The organism is Micromonospora sp. NPDC048905, from assembly GCF_040649655.1.
Lineage (GTDB): Bacteria > Actinomycetota > Actinomycetes > Mycobacteriales > Micromonosporaceae > Micromonospora.
The window spans coordinates 274,730-294,281 of record NZ_JBEZFV010000005.1; the positions used below are offsets into that span (position 1 = coordinate 274,730).

Genomic DNA, 19,552 nt, shown 5'->3' on the forward strand with positions numbered 1-19,552 from the left:
AGGCGGCCAGATATCGAGCAGGGACCAAGGGGGACAGGTCAATGGTGTACGTCAAGTTGGAGAGCGACTGGACCGACGGCAACGGGGTCAGCCACTCCGCGGGCGACTCGGTGGACGTCGACGCCGCCACGCTCGCCACGCTGCAGGCCGAGGGCATCGTCAGCGAGCCGGTGCACGGCCCGGGTGGCGACGGCAAGGGCCCGGACAAGTGGGCCGGGCCGGGCAGCTCCGGGGTGTGACCCCACACCGATGACGCCGAAACGGCCGGGTCGCCCACTGGCGACCCGGCCGTTTCGTGTTGTTCGTGCGGTGTCAGCGGTCGTTCATGCCGGCGCGGCGGCGCAGCGCGGCCACGTCGGTCACCACGATCCGACGCCCCTCCGTACGCAGCCAGCCGCGGCTGGCGAACGAACCGATCGCCTGGTTGACGCTCTGCCGGGAGCCACCTGCCATCTCGGCCAGTTGACTCTGGTTGAGCTCGATCGTGATCATCGGTGCCTGGCTCTCGCCGGCCAACCGCACAAGCGTCTTGGCGACCCGACCTGGCAGGTCGAGGAAGACGTGGTCGGCGTTCTGCTCGGTCAGCCGGCGGATCAGCCCGCCCAGCGAGCGCATCACCGCGTCCAGGATGCGCGGGTTGGAGTGCACCAGCTCCATGAACGCGCCCCGCGAGAGGGCGAGCGCCGCGCAGTCCTCGATGGCCTCGGCCGAGGCGGACCGGGTGGACGCGTCGAGCAGGGAGACCTCGCCGAGCACGTCCGGTGGACGGATCACCGACAGCACGGCCCGCTCACCCGTGGGTGCGGTGCGGAAGACGGCCACCGCGCCGCGGCGCAACACGATGAGCGACTCGCCCGGGTCGTTCTCCACGAAGAGCAACTGGCCCTTGCGGTAGGTACGCGGAACGGCGGCGGCGATGACACGCTGCCGCACCTCGGGCTCCAGACCAGCGAACATCTCGACACCCGTGAGCGCGTCACCCGGCTCCGGCAGGCGCATCTCCACGGCCCAACCCCTCCCCGGTCATGGACCACACACTCGCTCACCGGGTGAACCTGATGGCCCTGACAAGGTGAACTGACACCGATTCGGCATCCGGTAGCGGTACACATCAGATCATGACGGTCCGGTCGCTTGCTGTACACCCCTCGAAGCACTTCCGTGACCGTCGCGAGCTGCGGCGTACCGTCATGGAAGTGCCGCTCAGGCCCGTCACCAGCGGTGCGGCGGCCCCCGCCGGGCGGGGCCGGGCGGCCGTGGGCGAGGATGGCCGGAATGGTCTACCGCTATTTCTACGACTGCGAGTTCATCGAGGACGGCACCACCGTCGACCTCGTCTCGATCGGTGTCGTCGACGAGTACGGCCGCGAGTTCTACGCGGTCTCCACGGAGTTCGACGACTCCCGTGCCGTGCCCTGGGTCCGGCGCAACGTACTGGACAAACTGCCGTCCCCGGCGGACCGGGCCTGGCGGTCGCGCGAGCGCATCCGCGACGACCTGTTCGACTTCCTGGTCGAGCCCATCCGGGACCGGCCGGGGGAGCAGTTGGAGCTGTGGGCCTGGTTCGCCGCGTACGACCATGTGGTGCTCGCCCAGCTCTGGGGTGCGATGCCGGCGCTGCCCCGGGAGATCCCCCGGTACACCAAGGAGCTGCGGCAGCTCTGGGACGACCGTGGTCGGCCCACGCTGCCGGACGCGGACGCGGCCCGGCACGACGCTCTGGTCGACGCTCGGCACAACCTGGCCCGCTGGCGGGCGATGACCTCTGGCGGGCGATGACGATCCGCCGAGCGGCGGTCGTACCGTCGTAGGTTTGACCGGTTCTGTCCCGGGCATCGGTTCGACCAGCCGATCCGAGGGAGAGTGCCATGAGCAACCAGCCGACCAGCGCCGCCGAGGCTCGGGTCCGGGTCACCGAGCTGGCCCGGGCGGCGCGGATCTGCATGCTCACCACGACCGCTCTGGACGGGCGGCAGGTGAGCCGGCCGATGGGGCTCCAGGAGGCCGAGTTCGACGGCGAGCTGTGGTTCTTCGCCTCCGCCGAGTCCGCCAAGGTCCGCCAGCTCCGGGTCAACCCGGAGGTCAACGTCGCCTTCTCCGACCAGAAGCACAACGCCTGGGTGTCGATCTCCGGCACCGCCACCGAGGGGTTCGACCGGGAGCGCGCCGAGCGGCTGTGGAACCCGCTGCTCAAGGCGTGGTTTCCCGATGGGCTGGACACCCCGGGACTCACCTTGATCAAGGTGCACGCCAGCTCCGCCGAGTACTGGGACCCAGCGAACAGCGCCGTGGTCAACCTGCTCGGCTTCGCGAAGGCCGCCGTCACCGGGCGGCCTCCGAAGGCCGGGGAGAACCACGAGGTGACGTTCTGAGCAGCGCTCGTCGGCCCGCCGCCCCGGGGCGCGCTGTCGTCGTACCGGCGGGCCGACTACAGTGCGCAGTGACGGCCCGCCCCGGGCCGGCAACGGCGCCGATGGTCTGATCTGACACATATCCTGGGGCAATTCGGGCTTTACCTGATGCTCCAGGAGGATGAGCGGATCATGCGTATCGGCGTGCTCACCGGCGGCGGCGACTGCCCCGGTCTCAACGCGGTCATCCGGGCGGTGGTCCGCAAGGGCGTCGCCACCTACGGTCACGAGTTCGTGGGCTTCCGGGACGGCTGGAAGGGCCCGCTGGAGGGTCTGTCCCGGCCCCTCGGCATCGCGGACGTCCGCGGCATCCTGCCCCGCGGCGGCACCATCCTCGGCTCGTCCCGGACCAACCCGTTCAAGATCGAGAACGGCGTCGAGCGGATCAAGGACAACCTCGCCGCCCAGGGTGTCGACGCGCTGATCGCGATCGGCGGCGAGGACACCCTCGGCGTGGCCACCAAGCTCTACGAGCTGGGCGTGCACGTGGTCGGCGTGCCGAAGACGATCGACAACGACCTCGGCGCCACCGACTACACCTTCGGCTTCGACACCGCGGTCAACATCGCGATGGAGGCCATCGACCGGCTGCACACCACCGCGGAGAGCCACCACCGCACCCTGGTCGTCGAGGTCATGGGCCGGCACGCCGGCTGGATCGCCCTGCACGCCGGCCTGGCCGGCGGCGCCAACGTGATCCTGCTGCCCGAGCGGCAGTTCGACGTCGACCAGGTGGCCGGCTACGTCGAGAAGCGCTTCCAGCACCAGTACGCCCCCATCGTCGTGGTCGCCGAGGGCGCCCAGCCGCTGGACGGCCAGATGGTCCTCGCCAACCAGGAGCTGGACTCGTTCGGCCACGTCCGCCTCGGCGGCATCGGCCAGTGGCTCGCCGAGCAGCTGGAGGCCAAGACCGGCAAGGAGGCCCGCACCGTGGTGCTGGGTCACATCCAGCGCGGTGGCACCCCGACCGCCTTCGACCGGGTGCTCGCCACCCGCCTGGGTCTGCAGGCCATCGACGCGGTCAACGACGGCGACTGGGGCAAGATGGTCGCGATGCAGAGCACCGATATCGTCCGGGTGCCCCTCGCCGAGGCCACCCGCGAGCTGAAGACCGTGCCGCTGGAGCGGTACGTCGAGGCCGAGGTCTTCTTCGGCAGCTGATCGACGGTTGACGGCACGGCGGGCCCGCGGGTCCGCCGTGCCGCGACCAGACGTTCGACGGCGTACCGGGCTCGCGGCCCGCTGCGCCGCAGCGCGACGCGAGGGGGTACGGCCGACATGTCCGCCGGGGTGCACACGGTCGCGGTCATTGGCGCGGGCAAGATCGGTGAGCTGATGCTCTCCGGGCTGCTGCGCTCGGGATGGCCGGTGGACCGGCTGCTGGCCACCGCCCGCCGGCCGGCCCGCGCCGAGGAGTTGACCGCCCGCTACGGCGTACGGGTCGTCGACAACCTGACCGCGGTGGACGAGGCGGCGGTGCTCGCGGTCTCCGTGAAACCGCAGGACGCCGCCGCGCTGCTCGACGAGATCGGCCCCAAGGTGCCGGCCGACAAGCTCGTCATCTCGCTCTGCGCCGGCCTGCCCACCAGCTTCTTCAACCGCCGGCTGCCCGACGGCACCCCGGTGGTCCGGGTGATGACCAACACCCCCGCGCTCGTCGACGAGGCGATGACGGCGATCTCGGCGGGCGCGCACGCCACCGGGGCGCACCTGGCGTTGGCCGAGGAGATGTTCAAGCCCCTCGGCCAGACGATCCGGGTGCCCGAGTCACAGCAGGACGCCGTCACGGCGCTGTCCGGCTCCGGGCCGGCCTACTTCTACCTGCTCGTCGAGGCCATGATCGACGCGGGAATCCTGCTCGGGCTGCCCCGGCAGGTGGCGCACGAACTCATCGTGCAGACCGCCATCGGCTCCGCGGTGATGTTGCGGGACTCCGGGGAACACCCGGTCAAGCTGCGCGAGGCGGTCACCTCGCCGGCCGGCACCACCATCTCCGCGATCCGCGAGTTGGAGAAGCACGGCGTACGGGCGGCGCTGCTCGCCGCGCTGGAGGCCGCCCGGGACCGTGCCCGGGAGCTGGCCGCCCAGGCCGACTGACCGTCGCGCGCCGCTGTCCGGTTGGTCCGTCTCCGCCCGTGGAGCGCTCACCGTTCTGCGCCGGTGGCCCTCGGGGTGCGTCATGGGGCCGTGTGTGCCGCATACTGGCCCGGTGTTCACACTTGCCCAGGCCCGGCACCTGGTGGCCACCCTGCAGCCGCGCGTCGACGAGTTGATCCGGGTCCGGGCCGACCTGGCTGAGCTGCAAGTCGACCTGGCCGACCACGGCGTGAGCGCGCTCGGCGGGCTGGCCGAGGTCAAGGGGCTGGAAGCTCGACTGCACGCAGTCGTCGACGAGCTGCACCAGCACGACATCCAGGTCAAGGGCATCGCCCCGGTCCTGCTTGACTTTCCCGGCGAACGCGCCGGCCGCGCCGTGCTCTGGTGCTGGCTGGAGGGCGACTCCGACGTGCGCTGGTACCACCGCGCCGAGTGCGGCTTCGCCGGCCGCCGCCCGCTCTGACCCGGCCGTCACGCTGGGTCGAGCGCTTGATCCACTCGGGGTTCTGAAAGTCGCGGCATCAGGGCGCGCCGGACACCGCGACTTCCGGGAAACCGAGTTGATCAAGCCGCACGGCGGGCGTCGGGGCGTGCGCGGGCGTCAGGCCGTGTGGTCAGCCTGCGGCGGAGTCCGGCAGTACCGGGCTGGCGGCCTCGGTCACCGCGAACACCACGACGTTGTCGCGGTAGTGCCCGCTCCGCCGGTCGAAGTCACCCCCGCAGGTGACCAGCCGCAGCTCCGCGCCGGGCGTCGGCCCGTAGACCGCCTCCGTCGGGAAGTGGTCCTTGCGGGTCCGCAGCGAGCCGGTCACCCGGAACGGCAGCCGCTGCCCGCCGCGCCACACCTCGACGCGGTCACCGGGGCGCAGCTCACCGAGCCGGGCGAACACCGCCGGTCCGCTCCGCGAGTCCAGGTGCCCGGCGAGCACTGCCGGCCCGGTGTCGCCCGGGGCCGGGCCGCCGCCGTACCAGCCGGCGGTGCCGAAGTCACTCGGCGGGATCAGCGCACCGGCCTGGTCCAGGCCGAGCACGGTGAGGGTGGAGTCGACACCGATGCGCGGTACGCGTACCCGCGTGGGTGGACCGTGTGGCGCGGGCGCGGCGGCCGTCGGTGGGCACTCGTCGGTGCAGCCGGGGTGCCAGGTCGCCGCCGGGGGCGGCGGGTCGGCGTCGGCCAGCCCGATGCCGGCGCCGGCGGTCAGGCAGACCGCCGCGCCGGCCGCGACCAGCGCGGCCGGCAGTATCCGGCGGTCACGATGCCGCCGGATCGACGGATCGGCCCGGGTGGTCACCAGGTGGTGCGCCGCCGCCGGCGCCACAGCAGCAGGGTCACCGCGACGGCCGCCGCGGCCAACCCGCCGGCCACCAGGGGGTACGCGCCGAGCCCGTTGCTGGCGGTGCCGCCGGCGCCGGTGTCCACCCCGCCGGCGGGAACGACGGTGCCGCCCTCGGCGTCGCGGCGCAGCTCGGCGGTGAGCCCGCCCTGCTTCGCGTCGAGCACCAGCAGCGAGTAGACCGCGCCGCCGGTGAGCCGCACCTCGGCGTTGGTGCTCGGCCCGTCGGCACCCGCCAGCCGCAGCCGCCAACTGCCCGGCTCGACCTGCTCATACTCGGTCGTGGAGGCGAACTGCACGTCGTTGGCGATCACCGGGCCGTCCGCGGCGGCGACGTCCAGCACCGGGGTACGCACGGAAGCCTGCACGACACGCACCTTGGCGCGGCCCTGCGTGGGCGCGCTGAGGTCGTCGTTGAGCACCCGCAGGCCCAGGTCCGCGTGTCGGCCGACACCGGCCACGGTGTACGCGTCACCGCTGGTGACCGCGACTTCGGTGGTGAGCACCGCGGGTTCGGTGGCGGGAGCGCCGGCCTCCCGCATCGCCACCGCGTACCGGCCGGGCGCCAGCTCGAAGTAGTCGGAGACCACGCCGTAGCCGACCCCGGGGAAGACCCGCGGTTTCGCGGCGCCCGGCGCGGCCAGGTAGACGTCGACGGCCGGGGTGTCCGGGGAGAGGTGGGCGAGCCGGACGTAGCCGACGGTGTCCGCACCGGTCGCGGCGCTGGCCGGCATCGGCGTGCCGGCTGCGGCGAGGGCGGTGCTGAGCAGAAGAGCGCCGGAGCCGGCCAGCAGCCGGCGGGGGGCGGTACGGAGCGTGAGCATCTCGCCTCCGGGAGCACGTTTGGTGAGCGGGCGGCAACCCAGAGAACAGGGTCCCGTGTGCGGGACTGCAACGCAAGTTGCCGCATCGATGTTTTCTGTCGCCGTCCCGACCCTCGCGTGGGCTCGGGCGGCCTGTCGCTACCGCTCCCGGACGGCGAGGAGGCCGAACAGGTCGGGAACCCCCGGGCCCGCCTCGGCGACCCGGAGCAGCCGGAGACCGGCCGCCACTGTCGCGTTGACCAGGTCGGCGAGAGGGATGTGCCAGGCGCCGACGCGTACCCGAACGCCATTGGTGTTCCAACTGTCGAAGGTGCGCGACCGGTCCGCGTACCGCGCGTCGACGACGACCCTGGGGTGCTGGCCCCGGTCGGCGAACGCGCCCACGAAGCACGGGTGCACGCCTACGTGTGCGAAGCGTCCGCCGGGGCGCAGAACCCGGGCGACCTCTCGCAACACGGCCGGGTAGTCGGGCAAGTCGGTGCTGGACAGCACACACATCGCGGCCGGCAGCGACGCGTCGGCGTACGGCAGGGCTGTCGCATCGCCCCGGGTTACCGGCAACCGCCCGCGCGCGTGCCGCAACTGCCCGCCGGACAGGTCCACGCCCACCGGCGTCCACCCCAGACCCGCCGGCACCGACGCGTGCGCGCCGGTGCCACAGCAGATGTCCAGGCAGAGGCCATCGCCCGCGCCGAGGAGGTCCGCCACGATGGCGTGTACGCGCCGGAGATAGTCGCCGCCGCCGGAGATGAAGTCCTCGTACCAGTCCGCGTGGGCGTCGTACGCCGGTGTGCTCGTCGTTCCCATCGGTCGATGCTAGGAAGCGGAGCCGTTCGTGCCGTGCCCGTTCTGCCGAGGGCAGAGACTGCCGGCGTCTGCCACCGCGGGGGCCGATGCGGGCGGCCGCGCTCGCCTATTCTCGGGCGATGCGGGATCGCCGGGTGGCGCTGGTGTGGACGGCCTTCGCCGTCGTCGCGTCGGTGTCCTGCGTGCTCGTCCTGCGGCGCGAAGACCGCCTCTCCGACCTGCACATCTACTACGGCGCACTGTCCGATCTGCACGCTGGTCGTCCGCTGTACGAGTTCCGGGCGGCCAATGGCGGGCCGTTCACGTATCCGCCGTTCGCCGCGCTCGTGCTGGGTCCGATCACCGCCGTGAGTGAGGGCGTACTCCAGGGGATCTGGCTGGTCGCGACGTGCGCGGCGGTCGTCGCCATCGCCGGGGCGGTGGGTGTCGCGCTGACCGCCCGGCGGTCCCGGCGGCCGCTGGTGGTGGCGGTGGCCGCCACGGTGCTGATGCTCTCCGCGCCGGTGCAGAGCAATCTGCGCTTCGGTCAGGTAAGCGTCTTCATCGTGTTGATGGCCCTGCTCGACGGGATGGGCGTCGGCCCGCCCCGGCTGCGCGGGATGCTGGTGGGGGTCGCCGCGGCGATCAAGCTGACCCCGCTGCTGTTCGTGGTCTACTTCCTCGCCACCGGCCGCTATCGCGACGCCGGCCGCGCGGTGGCGAGTTTCCTGGCCGGTGCGGGTCTCGCCGCGGTGGTGCTGCCCGCCGAGAGTTGGACGTACTGGACCGAGGCCGTCCGGCAGACCTCGCGGATCGGCAACCTCGCCTCGCTGGGCAATCAGTCCCTGCACGGGATGTTGCTGCGCGTCGGTGTGGACGAGACGACGTTGCCCCTGCTCTGGGGCGCTCTGGTGGCGCTCGTGTGTGCGGCGGCGTTGCTGCGGGCGCGACAGTTGGCGGTGCGGGGCCGTCCGGGGCACGCGGCCGTGCTCGTCGGCTGCGCCACCGTCGCCGCGTCCCCGGTGTCCTGGACCCACCACCAGGTCTGGCCGGTGCTCGCCGCGATGCTGCTGATCGGCGCGTCCGGTGTCACCCAGCGGGCCGCCGGCGTGGGGTTGCTCGCCGCCATGGTCGTCTCGTTGGGTGCGGTCCTCAGCCCGGTGTCGACACGGCCGGGTGTGCAGTTCCTCTTCGAGAACGCTCGCGCGATCGGCGTGAGCCTGCTGTGTCTGGTCGGCTTCGGCGGTGTCGCGGTCGCCGCCAGCCGGACGGCTCGGCGGCCGGCCGGCGGGCGGGGCTGGGTGCGGGTGGGCGTCACGGCGACGGTGGCGCTCGCGTTCTTCGCCGTGCAGCCGCTGCCCGCCGGGGCGGACCCCACCTTCAAGGCGTACGCCCTCGACGACGTGGTCAACCCGCGCTACTTCTTCGTCTGCCGTGGCCCGGTCGAGTGCGCCGCCTACGGCACCGACGCGCCGGTCACCTTCGGCACCCGCGCCGAGAAGACCAAGGTCCGGGTCAACGGCGTGGTCTCTGCGCAGGTGACCCGCCTGGAATACTATTCCGCGCCCGGTGGGGCGCCCCGGGCCATCCCGCTGCTGGACGCGTACCCGGGCAGTCGCACGTTCTCGTTCCGCTCGGCGAACATGGCCCAGGGGCGGCTCGTCGCGTACGCCTCGGGCGGCCAGCCGATCGCCAGCTACGACGAGGAACTCGCCGCCGCCCTCCGGACGGCCACCCGGTAGGCGGTCGCGGGAGGGCGGCGGGTCAGCTCAGCGGGTCGCGGCGGCCAGGGCGGCGCGCAGCTTGTCGGCGTCACCAGGTGCCGGGTGCTCCCAGTCGGTCGGGCTGGCGGAGTAGAGCGTGCCGTACGCCGGGGTGTCCGGCTGGTAGCGCCACCCCTCGGCCAGCGGGCCGACGTCCACCGCGTCGTAGCCGATCCGGTCGAGGAAGGCGGTCACCTCGGCCTTCGCGGCGGCGTCGTCGCCGGCGATGGCGAGGGCGCTGCGATCGGCGGCACCGGACGGGCGGGGGAGCGCGGCCAGGCCCTTGTAGTAGATGTTGTTGAAGACCTTGACCACCCGGGAGTCCGGCAGGTGCCGCTGGAGCAACTCGCTGCTGGTGGTCTCGCCCGAGTCCAGCTCGGGGAAGGTCCCGTCGCGCTGCGGGTAGTAGTTGTTGGTGTCGATGACGACCTTGCCGGCCAGCGGCTCGACGGGCACCGCGCGGTACGCCTTCAGCGGCACGGTGACCACCACCAGGTCGCCGACCTGCGCCGCGTCCTGTGCCGTGCCGGCGCTGGCGTGCTCGCCCAACTCCTCGACCAGGTCCTTCAGCGTCTCCGGGCCGCGTGAGTTGCTCAGCACCACGTCGTAGCCGGCGTCCACCGCCAGCCGGGCCACGGTGCCGCCGATGTTGCCACTGCCGATCAGTCCCACAGTTGTCATGTTGGTTCCCAACTCCGTCCACCCACGACGCATTCCCGACCAGTCCGGTGGGTTATTTTCGATGCCCGCTGGCGGGTAGCCGCGCGGCCTTCGTCGTTCCGGTGGGTGCCTGGTCGCGCCGCGAGCCGCCCCGCACAACGTACTGCTCGCGCTTGTCGCCGACCGGCTTCCCGCAGACATGCCACCCGACGGTGACGGGCGGTCCGTGCGGCCGGGCGCGGTGATCGCCGGTCGTCCTGCGGCGCGGACAACCCGGCAACATCGCGCTGGATCCTGGATGTAGAGGCATCCGCACTCACGGAGGCCACTAGATCCAGGATCGAGCGTGATCAAGGCGGTGCCGGGCGAGCCGGGGCGCGCCCGGGCGCTTGGGCCTCAGGCGGGGAGGGCCTTGTCGATTGCCGCCTGGAGGTCGGTGTCCTCGGGGGTGACCGTGGGGGCGAAGCGGGCGGCGACCGTGCCGTCCGGGGCCACCAGGAACTTCTCGAAGTTCCACCGGACGTCCCCGGTGTGCCCGTCGGCGTCCGGGGTGTCCACCAGCGCGGCGTAGAGCGGGTGTCGGTTGGGGCCGTTGACGTCGACCTTCTCGGTCAGCGGGAAGGTCACCCCATAGTTGACCTGGCAGAAGTCGCTGATCTCGGCGGCGCTGCCCGGCTCCTGCCCGGCGAACTGGTTGCACGGGACACCGAGCACCACCAGACCGCGCTCGGCGTAGGTGTCGGCGAGTGTCTGCAGGCCGGCGTACTGCGGGGTGAGGCCGCAGCGGGAGGCCACGTTGACGACCAGCAGCGCCTTGCCGCGGTAGCGGGCCAGGTCGGCGGGCCCACCGTTGAGGGCGTCGATCGGAATGTCGAAGACGGTCATGGCCCGAGGCTACGCGCCGACCGGGCGGTGGCCCGGAGGCGGGCGGAGCGGGTGCAATCCACACATCAAGGGAAATCGAAACATGCACATCTTGACGAAGTGATGACGCCGTGAGTACCGTCTCACCATCTCTTTTGGAAAGTTTCCTAACAGTTCGGGAGACGCCTTATGAAAAGATCGCTCCGCCGGGCCCTCTGGGCCGGTGCCGTGGTCGCCGTGACTGTCGCCGCGGTGCCGATGACCACCGCGTTCGGCGCCGGCAGTGTCACCACCACGTTCACCAGAGCACAGGACTGGGGGACCGGTCACGAGGCGAGGGTGACGGTCACCAACGGGTCGAGTGCCACCGTCACCACCTGGCGCATCGAGTTCGACCTGCCGTCGGGCACCACCATCAGCAGCGCCTGGGACGCCGACGTGACCAGCAGCGGCAACCACTACGTCGCGGTCAAGAAGAGCTGGGCCGGTGGCCTCGCCCCGGGTGCCTCCTTCAGTTGGGGTTACAACGGCACCGGCGCGTACAAGGCGCCGCTGAACTGCACCGTCAACGGCGCACCCTGCGGCGGCGGCACCCCGACCAGCCCGCCGACCACGAGCGCGCCGACCACCGCCCCGCCCACCACGGCGCCGCCCACCACCGCGCCGCCCACCACGGCACCCCCGACCACCAACCCGCCGAACCCCGGTGGCAAGAAGGTCGTCGGCTACTTCGCCGAATGGGGCGTCTACGGGCGCAACTACCACGTCAAGAACATCCAGACCAGCGGCTCCGCCGCCAAGCTGACCCACATCCTGTACGCCTTCGGCAACACCACCGGCGGCCGCTGCTCCATCGGGGACAGCTACGCCGACTACGAGAAGGCGTACACGGCGGCGGAGAGCGTGGACGGCGTCGCCGACACCTGGGACCAGCCGTTGCGCGGCAGCTTCAACCAGCTGCGCAAGCTCAAGCAGCTGAACCCGCACCTCAAGGTGATCTGGTCGTTCGGTGGCTGGACCTGGTCCGGCGGCTTCACCCAGGCCGCGCAGAACCCGGCCGCGTTCGCGGAGAGCTGCCACAACCTGGTCGAGGACCCGCGCTGGGCGGACGTCTTCGACGGCATCGACGTCGACTGGGAGTACCCGAACGCCTGCGGTCTGACCTGTGACACCAGCGGCCCGAACGCGTTCAAGAACGTGATCGGCGCGCTGCGGTCGAAGTTCGGGTCCAGCGCCCTGGTCACCGCCGCCATCACCGCGGACGGCAGCAACGGCGGCAAGATCGACGCCACCGACTACGCCGGGGCCATCGGCAACCTCAACTGGCTGATGCCGATGACCTACGACTACTTCGGCGCGTTCGCCGCCCAGGGTCCGACGGCGCCGCACTCGCCGCTCACCTCGTACACCGGCATCCCGCAGCAGGGCTTCAACTCCGACGCGGCGATCCAGAAGCTCAAGAGCAAGGGTGTCCCGGCCAGCAAGCTGCTGCTCGGGATCGGCTTCTACGGCCGCGGCTGGACCGGTGTCACCCAGGCCACTCCGGGTGGCAGCGCCACCGGCGCGGCGCCGGGCACCTACGAGGCGGGCATCGAGGACTACAAGGTCCTCAAGAACACCTGCCCGGCCACCGGCACGGTCGCCGGCACCGCGTACGCCAAGTGCGGCAGCAACTGGTGGAGCTACGACACCCCGTCGACCATCAACGGCAAGATGACGTACGCGAACAACCAGGGCCTCGGTGGCGCGTTCTTCTGGGAGCTCTCCGGTGACACGAGCAACGGCGAGCTCATCGGCGCCATCAAGGGCGGCCTCGGCTGAGCCGAAGGTCGACGCACCACCCACACGGCGGGGAGGGGCCCGCACCGCTCCTCCCCGCCCGTGAGACGACGGCCCGGTCGACGCCCAGCGTCGGCCGGGCCGCCGTTCGTTGGGTCGGACCAGCTCGATGTGGCAGACTCGCGGCTCGGCAGGTCTCGATCGCACCGTCGACGGAGGTGGTCATGCGCCCGATCCGCCGCAGGCTGGCGCCAACCGCCGCCGGGCTGATGCTGCTGCCGGTCGTCCTGGTCGGCTGCGGGATCGGCGACGACGACGCCAAGGAGAAGCCACCGGCCAAAACCGCGCGTGCCCCCGCCGAGGAGGCCGCCGCCCGCTCCCGGGAGCGCGTGCAGGCGTACCTCGACGCGATGACCGCGAAGGACGTCGCCGCCGGCCGGAGCCAGCTCTGCGCCGTCCTGCACGACGGCTTCGACCTGGCCGCCACCGGTCCCAACGGCGACTTCGCCGATCACTTCCAGGTGCCCGAGGCGGCCATCACCGCCATCCGGTCCGGGCCGCTGGGGCAGGAGGTGAGCGTGTCGGTCTCGGTCACCTCCGGCAAGCGCACCGTCGCCCGGCCGCTGGTGTTCACCGTCACCCGCCAGGGCAGCGACTGGTGCATCGCCGGAGAGGCGCCGGGTGAGCCGGACGCTTCGTCGCCGAAGGCGTCGCCTCCACCCCGCCCTGGGTCGAGTCCGGCGGGTTGATCTCCCATCTGCCGGAACCGTCCCCCTCGCCGCCCGGTCACCCCGACCGTCGCCGTACGCTTTCTGTCATGCGCCATGAGTGGCATCAGCTGAGCCATCCCGCGGTGGGCAGCCCGGGCCTGCAGACCAGCCGACCGACAGTCGACTCCGCCGAGGACGCCGCGCTCGGCCTGGATCGATGGCGGGAGCTGCCCCGCGAGCAGGTCCCGCCGTGGTCCGACCCGGCGGCCGTGGCCGCGGTCTGCAAGGTCCTCGACACCGTGCCGTCGGTCGTCGCGCCCTACGAGGTGGACCAGCTCCGGCAGAAGCTCGCCCTGGTCTGCGAGGGCAAGGCGTTCCTGCTCCAGGGCGGTGACTGCGCCGAGACGTTCGTGGACAACACCGAGAGTCACCTGCTGGCCAACGCCCGCACCCTGCTCCAGATGGCGATCGTGCTCACCTACGGCGCGTCGCTGCCGGTGGTCAAGGTCGCCCGGGTCGCCGGTCAGTACACGAAGCCGCGCTCGCTGCCCACCGACGCGCGCGGCCTGCCCGCGTACCGCGGCGACATGATCAACTCGCTGGAGGCCGACCCGGCCGCCCGGATCGCCGACCCGCAGCGCATGATCCGCGCGTACGCCAACTCGGCGGCGGCGATGAACATGCTCCGGGCGTACCTCGCCGGCGGGCTCGCCGACCTGCACGCCGTACACGACTGGAACAAGGGCTTCGTGAAGAGCTCCCCGGCCGGGGAGCGTTACGAGGCGATCGCCCGGGAGATCGACCGGGCGCTGGCCTTCATCCGGGCCTGCGGCATGACCGACGACGAGGCGCTGCGCACCGTCACGCTCTACTGCTCCCACGAGGCCCTGGCCCTGGAGTACGACCGGGCGCTCACCCGGGTCTCCGACAGTCGGGCGTACGGGCTCTCCGGGCACTTCCTCTGGATCGGCGAGCGCACCCGGCAGATCAGCGGCGCGCACATCGACTTCATCTCCCGGATCGCCAACCCGATCGGCGTCAAGCTCGGCCCGACCACCTCCCCGGACGAGGCGATCGAGCTGTGCGAGAAGCTCAACCCGGACAACATCCCCGGCCGGCTCACCCTGATCAGCCGGATGGGCAACCACCGGGTGCGCGACGCCCTGCCGCCGATCGTCGCCAAGGTCACCGCCGCCGGCGCCAAGGTGGTCTGGCAGTGCGACCCGATGCACGGCAACACGCACGAGTCGTCCAACGGCTACAAGACCCGGCACTTCGACCGCATCGTCGACGAGGTGCTCGGCTACTTCGAGGTGCACCGGGGGCTGGACACCCACCCCGGTGGCCTGCACGTGGAGTTGACCGGCGAGGACGTCACCGAGTGCCTGGGCGGCGCCCAGGGCATCGAGGACCTCGACCTGCCCGACCGGTACGAGACCGCCTGCGACCCCCGCCTGAACACCCAGCAGTCGTTGGAGTTGGCGTTCCTCGTAGCGGAGATGCTCCGTGGCTGACGCGAGAAGTGAGCTTGCGAGCCCCGCAGTCGGCAGCCGAAGGGACAACAGTGGCTGACGCGAGGAGTGAGCTTGCGAGCCCCGCAGTCGGCAGCCGAAGGGAAGATCATGGCTGATCTGTTCGTGGACCTGCGTTCCGACACGGTGACCCGACCTACGGCCGGGATGCGGGAGGCGATGGCCACCGCCGAGGTCGGTGACGACGTCTACGGCGAGGATCCGACGGTCAACGCGCTGGAGGCCGAGGTCGCGGCGCTGTTCGGGCACGAGGCGGCGCTGTTCGCTCCGAGCGGGTCGATGGCCAACCAGATCGCCCTGCAACTGCTGGTGTCACCCGGCGACGAGTTGCTCTGCGACGCCGACGCGCACGTGGTGACGTACGAGATCGGCGCCGCTGCCGCGTACGGCGGTATCTCCTCGCGGACCTGGCCCGCGGTCGGCGCGGACATCGAGCCGGAGAGGGTGGCCGCGATGATCCGGCCGGACGGCTACTTCGCCGTCCCCACCCGCGCGATCGCCGTCGAGCAGACCCACAACCGTGGCGGTGGCGGGGTGATCCCGCTGGCCACCCTGCGGGACCTGCGCGGGGTCGCCGACGACGCGGGCGTCGCGTTGCACTGTGACGGCGCCCGGATCTGGCACGCGCACGTCGCCGACGGGGTGCCCCTGATCGAGTACGGCCGGCTGTTCGACACGCTGTCGGTGTGTCTCTCCAAGGGCCTCGGCGCTCCGGTCGGCTCGCTGGTGGTGGGCAGTGCGGAGAAGATCGAGCGGGCCCGGATGATCCGTAAGCGGATGGGCGGCGGCATGCGTCAGGCCGGCATCCTCGCCGCCGCCGGCCGGTACGCGCTCGCGCACCACATCGACCGGCTGGCCGATGACCACGCGAGGGCGGCCCGGCTCGCCGAGGCCGTCGCGCCGTTCGGTGTGCTGGCCACCACGGTCCGCACCAACCTGGTCGCGCTGGACCTGACGAAGCACGCACTGGACGCGCGTGCCCTGGCCGCCGCCGCGCGTGCCGAGGGCGTACTCGTGTCGGTGCTCGGCCCCCGTACCGCCCGCCTGGTCACCCACCTCGGCCTCGACGACGCGGACATCGACCGCGCGGTAGCGGCCCTGCCCCGCATCCTCACCGCCTGAGCCCGCTCCTGGTGATCAAGAGGTTTGCGTCAGATTCCGGCTTCCGGATGACGCAAACCTCTTGATCAAGCCGGCGGAGGGCGGGGCGGCGGGGCGGCGGGGGCGGGCTTGGTGGGGCTTGGTCAGGTTGGCGGGGCCGGGCGGAGTCGGGTGAGGGTTTCGATGTCGGCCTCGTGGCCCTCATGTTTGTCGCCGCTCGGGGTCTCCACCACGATCGGGACGCCTGCGGTCGCCGGGTGGGTCATCAGCTCGGCGAAGGCGGGCTCGCCGATGGTGCCCTTACCGATGTTCTCGTGCCGGTCCCGGGTAGAGCCGCACAGATCCTTCGAGTCGTTGGCGTGGACCAGCCGCAGCCGGTCCGCGCCGACCGTGGCCACCAGGGTGTCCAGCGTCGCCGTCATGCCGCCCTCGGCAGCCAGGTCGTGGCCGGCGGCCCAGGCGTGGCAGGTGTCGAAGCAGACTCCGAGCATGGGGTGCCGGTCCACCGCGTCCAGGTAGGGTCCGAGCTGCTCCACCCGGGAGGCCAGGGACCGGCCGCCGCCGGCGCTCGGCTCGACGAGCAGCATCGGCCCACCGGCGTCGGCGGACCAGTCGAGAAGCGGCAGCAACTCCCGGCGGACCTGTCGCATCGCCGCCTCGGCGTGCCCCTCGTCCACCGAACTGCCCGCGTGGAAGACCACCGCCCGTGCGCCGATCGCGACGCCCCGACGCAGGGCGTGGGCCAGGGTCTGCGCCGACTTCTCGACCGTCGCCGGGGTGGGCGAGCCGAGGTTGACCAGCAGCGAGGCGTGGATGAACGCCGGAATGCCCCGCTCGGCGCAGCCGTCACGGAACAGGGCGTCCTGCACGGGGTCACCGCTGGGCAGCGCCCAGCCCCGTGAGTTGGAGACGTAGACCTGCACCACCTGGGCGCCGGTCGCGTCGACGTACGGCAGGGCGGCCTTGGCCAGCCCACCGGAGGTCGGCGTGTGCGCGCCCACCGGACGCGAGGTGACCGCCGGCATCAGAAGCACGTGAGGGTGACCGGGGTGCCCGGCGGCACCTGCGAATTCTCGCCCGGAATCTGGATCCGGACCACGGCGTTGGGGTTGACCGCGACCGTCACCGGGAAACCCTGGCTCTCCAACGCCTGCTTGGCCTGCTGACACGGCAGGTCGACCACCCGGGGCACGACGATCGCCGCCGGGCCCTTGCTGACGTCCAGCTTGACCTGGGTGCCCTTCTCCACGCCGGCACCATCGGCGGGGCTCTGGCCGAGGATCTCGTCCCTGGGCTTGTCGGAGTCCTTGTAGGTCTCCACCAGCACCAGGTTGAGCCGGGCCAGGGTGGCGCGAGCCTCGTTGAGGTTCTTGCCGACCAGGTTCGGCACCGTCACCGGTGCCCTGCCCCGGCTCAGGATGACGGTGATCTTCGCGCCGGGTTTGACCTCGGCGCCCACCTTGGGGGAGGTGTCCAGCACGACCCCGGCCGGCAGGTTGTCGTCGTAGCGGGAGGCACCCTTGGCCACCACCAGCTTCACGTTGACCAGGTCCGCCTCGGCGAGCTCGAACTCCTTGCCGATCACGTCCGGCACGGGGAAGCGTTCCGGGCCGAGGGAGAGGGTCAGGGTGATCGCGTCACCCTTGACGATCTTGGTGGAGGACGCCGGTTTCTGCTCCAGCACGCTGTCCTTCGGGGCCTGCTCGTCGAAGCGTGGCTCACCGTACTTCAGGGTGAGCCCGGCACGCTCGGCCTGCGTCTGTGCCTCGGCCTTGCTCAGGCTCACCAGCTGCGGGGCGTCCGTGTAACGGCCGACGCCGAACCACCAACCCCCGATCGCGGCCACCAGGCCGAGCGTCACCACCACGGCCGCGACGGCCAGCCGGCCGCGCGGGCTGGCCAGCAGCGTGCTGCGCAGCGCGGTGAGCCGGGATCCCAGCCCCGCTTCGGGCTCCGGGGCGGCCCGTCGCCGACCCGGCCCCTGGGCGGCGCCCTCGGGCAACCGCGCCCAGGACGGGCGGTCGGAAGGGCGGACCGTCGCGACCACCATTGTCGGCTGGGAGAGCGGCTCGCCGCTCACCGGGCGGAGCACGGCGGTGTGGCTGTTGGCGTCGCCCAGGCGATCCCGGGCGACCTGCACCTCGGCCAGCAGCGCGCCGGCGTCGGCGGGCCGCGCGTTGGGATCGCGCCGAGTGGCCCGCTGCACCAGGTCGTCGAGGACCGGCGGCAGGCCGGGCACCAGCGTCGAGGGTGCCGGTACGTCCCGGTCGACGTGCTGCCAGGCGACGTCCACCGGGCGATCCCCGTCGTACGGCACGCGGCCGGTGAGCATCTCGAACAGCACGATGCCGGCCGAGTAGACGTCGGTACGGGGATCGGCGCGGCCCTCGGTGACCAGCTCCGGGGCGACGTACGCCACGGTGGCCATCAACTGGTTGCCCTGCTCCTCGTCGGCGCTCGCCTCGACCGCCCGGGCCAGCCCGAAGTCGGCCACCTTGACCACGCTGTCGACCAGGTTGGCCACACCACCGGTGGGGGCCTCGGCCACCAGCACGTTCTCCGGCTTGACGTCGCGGTGCACCAGGCCGGACCGGTGCGCGGCGGCGATCGCGGCGAGCATCTGCTCGGCGATGGCCAGCGCCTCGTCCGGGTTGAGCCGGCGTCGCTCGGCCAGCACGTCGCGCAGCGTACGGCCGCGGACGTACTCCATCACCAGGTACGGCAGACCGGCGTGCGTGCCCTGGTCGTAGACCGCCACCACGTTCGGGTGGGTCAGCCGGGCGATGGTCTTCGCCTCGTCGGTGAACCGGGCCACGAAGTTGGCGATCCGGGCCCTGGCCTCGGGGGCCTGGGTCGGATGGATGATTTTGACAGCGACGGTGCGCTCAAGGCGCTCGTCGGTGGCGGTGTACACGGTCGCCATGCCACCACGGGCCACGCGACCGCGAATGCGGTAGCGCCCGTCGATCAGCGAGCCCAGCAACGTGTCGGCGACCTGAGTGTCCATCGGCAGGGAGTCTATGTGTCCAGGGGGTGAAGGTTGAACAGGATGCTACAGCCGGACGTCGAACGGGTCCGTCCCGCTGCGCTCACCGCTGCCTTATCCGCGGGCCAGCGGCGCCACGAGAGCGGTCGTCCGGGGTGCCGGTGGCCCGTTGCGACGGTGGCGTGGCAGGGTGGTCGGGTGACCGAACCCGTACCCGACCAGGCCGTGCCCAGCCTGGAGCTCGCCGGACCCGCCGACCCGGCCGGCTGGCTGACCCTGCCCGACGTCGCCGAGCGCCTCGACGTGTCGATCAGCAAGGTGCACCAGATGATCCGTGACCGGGAGTTGCTGGCGGTCCGCCGCGACGGCATCCGCCGCATCCCGGCGGACCTGGTCGCCAACGAGACCGCGCTCAAGCACCTGCCCGGCGTGCTCAACCTGCTCACCGACAACGGCTACGACGACGAGGCCGCCCTGCGCTGGCTGTACGAGCCGGACGACACCCTCCCCGGCAACACGCCGGCCGCAGCCCTCTCCGGCGACCAGGCCCGCGAAGTAAAACGCCGAGCCCAAGCCCTAGGCTTCTAGCCCCCCCACCCCACCCGGCCGCCCCCGGCTGTTTCTGCGCGTCGATCATGAGGTTATTGCCCCGCCGAGGCGAGTGGCGATGACTCCATGATCAATGCGCAGAAACGGGCCAGGGGC

The 19,552-nt window shown here is 71.9% G+C and carries 20 protein-coding genes; 12 read left to right on the forward strand and 8 right to left on the reverse strand.

From position 1 onward, the window contains the following. Positions 1-41: 41 nt before the first annotated feature. A complete protein-coding gene (locus tag AB0C01_RS15795) occupies positions 42-239 on the forward strand; it encodes a hypothetical protein (protein WP_357245167.1) in 198 nt (65 codons plus the stop codon). Between the two features lie 73 nt (positions 240-312). Here the strand turns inward: AB0C01_RS15795 and AB0C01_RS15800 are convergent, their stop codons facing one another. Then, the gene (locus tag AB0C01_RS15800; RefSeq protein WP_007463121.1) at positions 313-1,005 is read right to left on the reverse strand and encodes a Crp/Fnr family transcriptional regulator; all 693 of its coding nucleotides are present in this window, start codon (positions 1,003-1,005) and stop codon (positions 313-315) included. 270 nt (positions 1,006-1,275) lie between these two features. Between AB0C01_RS15800 and AB0C01_RS15805 the strand changes: the two genes are divergently transcribed. The 5 genes from AB0C01_RS15805 to AB0C01_RS15825 all read left to right on the forward strand — a co-directional run bounded on the left by AB0C01_RS15805 (position 1,276) and on the right by AB0C01_RS15825 (position 4,971). After that, positions 1,276-1,779 (forward strand): polyadenylate-specific 3'-exoribonuclease AS, encoded by a 504-nt coding sequence (locus AB0C01_RS15805; RefSeq protein ID WP_357245169.1) that lies wholly within the window; start codon positions 1,276-1,278, stop codon positions 1,777-1,779. A gap of 89 nt (positions 1,780-1,868) precedes the next feature. Continuing rightward, positions 1,869-2,372 (forward strand): pyridoxamine 5'-phosphate oxidase family protein, encoded by a 504-nt coding sequence (locus AB0C01_RS15810; RefSeq protein WP_357250927.1) that lies wholly within the window; start codon positions 1,869-1,871, stop codon positions 2,370-2,372. A gap of 171 nt (positions 2,373-2,543) precedes the next feature. Next, positions 2,544-3,572, forward strand: coding sequence for a 6-phosphofructokinase (locus AB0C01_RS15815; RefSeq protein ID WP_357251422.1), 1,029 nt, complete (start codon positions 2,544-2,546; stop codon positions 3,570-3,572). A gap of 117 nt (positions 3,573-3,689) precedes the next feature. Further along, on the forward strand, positions 3,690-4,508 hold the full coding sequence (gene proC, locus AB0C01_RS15820) for a pyrroline-5-carboxylate reductase (protein ID WP_357250930.1): 819 nt from the start codon (positions 3,690-3,692) through the stop codon (positions 4,506-4,508). Positions 4,509-4,620: 112 nt separating this feature from the next. Then, complete coding sequence (locus AB0C01_RS15825; protein ID WP_357250933.1) at positions 4,621-4,971, forward strand: DUF2203 domain-containing protein; 351 nt, start codon at positions 4,621-4,623, stop codon at positions 4,969-4,971. 151 nt (positions 4,972-5,122) lie between these two features. Here the strand turns inward: AB0C01_RS15825 and AB0C01_RS15830 are convergent, their stop codons facing one another. The 3 genes from AB0C01_RS15830 to AB0C01_RS15840 all read right to left on the reverse strand — a co-directional run bounded on the left by AB0C01_RS15830 (position 5,123) and on the right by AB0C01_RS15840 (position 7,473). After that, positions 5,123-5,827 (reverse strand): class F sortase, encoded by a 705-nt coding sequence (locus AB0C01_RS15830; RefSeq protein WP_357250936.1) that lies wholly within the window; start codon positions 5,825-5,827, stop codon positions 5,123-5,125. Next, a complete protein-coding gene (locus AB0C01_RS15835) occupies positions 5,797-6,666 on the reverse strand; it encodes a DUF4397 domain-containing protein (RefSeq protein WP_357250939.1) in 870 nt (289 codons plus the stop codon). The genes AB0C01_RS15830 and AB0C01_RS15835 overlap by 31 nt, the downstream gene beginning before the upstream one ends. Positions 6,667-6,804: 138 nt before the next feature. Then, positions 6,805-7,473: a methyltransferase domain-containing protein gene (locus AB0C01_RS15840; RefSeq protein ID WP_357571465.1), complete on the reverse strand. Its 669-nt coding sequence runs from the start codon at positions 7,471-7,473 to the stop codon at positions 6,805-6,807. A 119-nt stretch (positions 7,474-7,592) separates the two neighbouring features. Here AB0C01_RS15840 and AB0C01_RS15845 point away from each other — a divergent pair, with 119 nt between their 5' ends. Beyond that, complete coding sequence (locus AB0C01_RS15845; RefSeq protein ID WP_357571466.1) at positions 7,593-9,194, forward strand: glycosyltransferase 87 family protein; 1,602 nt, start codon at positions 7,593-7,595, stop codon at positions 9,192-9,194. A 27-nt stretch (positions 9,195-9,221) separates the two neighbouring features. Here the strand turns inward: AB0C01_RS15845 and AB0C01_RS15850 are convergent, their stop codons facing one another. Both AB0C01_RS15850 and AB0C01_RS15855 read right to left on the reverse strand, forming a co-directional pair. After that, complete coding sequence (locus AB0C01_RS15850) at positions 9,222-9,896, reverse strand: NADPH-dependent F420 reductase (protein ID WP_357250945.1); 675 nt, start codon at positions 9,894-9,896, stop codon at positions 9,222-9,224. 375 nt (positions 9,897-10,271) lie between these two features. Further along, positions 10,272-10,760, reverse strand: a complete 489-nt coding sequence (locus AB0C01_RS15855) for a glutathione peroxidase (RefSeq protein WP_357250948.1) — start codon at positions 10,758-10,760, stop codon at positions 10,272-10,274. Positions 10,761-10,928: 168 nt separating this feature from the next. Between AB0C01_RS15855 and AB0C01_RS15860 the strand changes: the two genes are divergently transcribed. The 4 genes from AB0C01_RS15860 to AB0C01_RS15875 all read left to right on the forward strand — a co-directional run bounded on the left by AB0C01_RS15860 (position 10,929) and on the right by AB0C01_RS15875 (position 15,882). Further along, positions 10,929-12,560 carry a glycosyl hydrolase family 18 protein gene (locus tag AB0C01_RS15860; protein ID WP_357250951.1) on the forward strand — a complete coding sequence of 544 codons (1,632 nt, stop codon included), beginning with the start codon at positions 10,929-10,931 and terminating at the stop codon, positions 12,558-12,560. 182 nt (positions 12,561-12,742) lie between these two features. Continuing rightward, a complete protein-coding gene (locus AB0C01_RS15865) occupies positions 12,743-13,267 on the forward strand; it encodes a hypothetical protein (RefSeq protein WP_357250953.1) in 525 nt (174 codons plus the stop codon). A 68-nt stretch (positions 13,268-13,335) separates the two neighbouring features. Next, on the forward strand, positions 13,336-14,742 hold the full coding sequence (locus AB0C01_RS15870; protein ID WP_357250956.1) for a class II 3-deoxy-7-phosphoheptulonate synthase: 1,407 nt from the start codon (positions 13,336-13,338) through the stop codon (positions 14,740-14,742). A gap of 108 nt (positions 14,743-14,850) precedes the next feature. Then, positions 14,851-15,882: a GntG family PLP-dependent aldolase gene (locus AB0C01_RS15875; protein ID WP_357250959.1), complete on the forward strand. Its 1,032-nt coding sequence runs from the start codon at positions 14,851-14,853 to the stop codon at positions 15,880-15,882. A gap of 122 nt (positions 15,883-16,004) precedes the next feature. On the opposite strand, the gene AB0C01_RS15880 is transcribed toward AB0C01_RS15875, so the two are convergent. Further along, a complete protein-coding gene (locus AB0C01_RS15880) occupies positions 16,005-16,886 on the reverse strand; it encodes a deoxyribonuclease IV (RefSeq protein WP_357250960.1) in 882 nt (293 codons plus the stop codon). Continuing rightward, positions 16,886-18,868 carry a Stk1 family PASTA domain-containing Ser/Thr kinase gene (pknB, locus tag AB0C01_RS15885; protein ID WP_357571467.1) on the reverse strand — a complete coding sequence of 661 codons (1,983 nt, stop codon included), beginning with the start codon at positions 18,866-18,868 and terminating at the stop codon, positions 16,886-16,888. The genes AB0C01_RS15880 and pknB overlap by 1 nt, the downstream gene beginning before the upstream one ends. 177 nt (positions 18,869-19,045) lie before the next feature. Between pknB and AB0C01_RS15890 the strand changes: the two genes are divergently transcribed. Next, positions 19,046-19,435, forward strand: coding sequence for an Rv2175c family DNA-binding protein (locus tag AB0C01_RS15890; protein WP_357250966.1), 390 nt, complete (start codon positions 19,046-19,048; stop codon positions 19,433-19,435). Positions 19,436-19,552 lie beyond the last annotated feature (117 nt).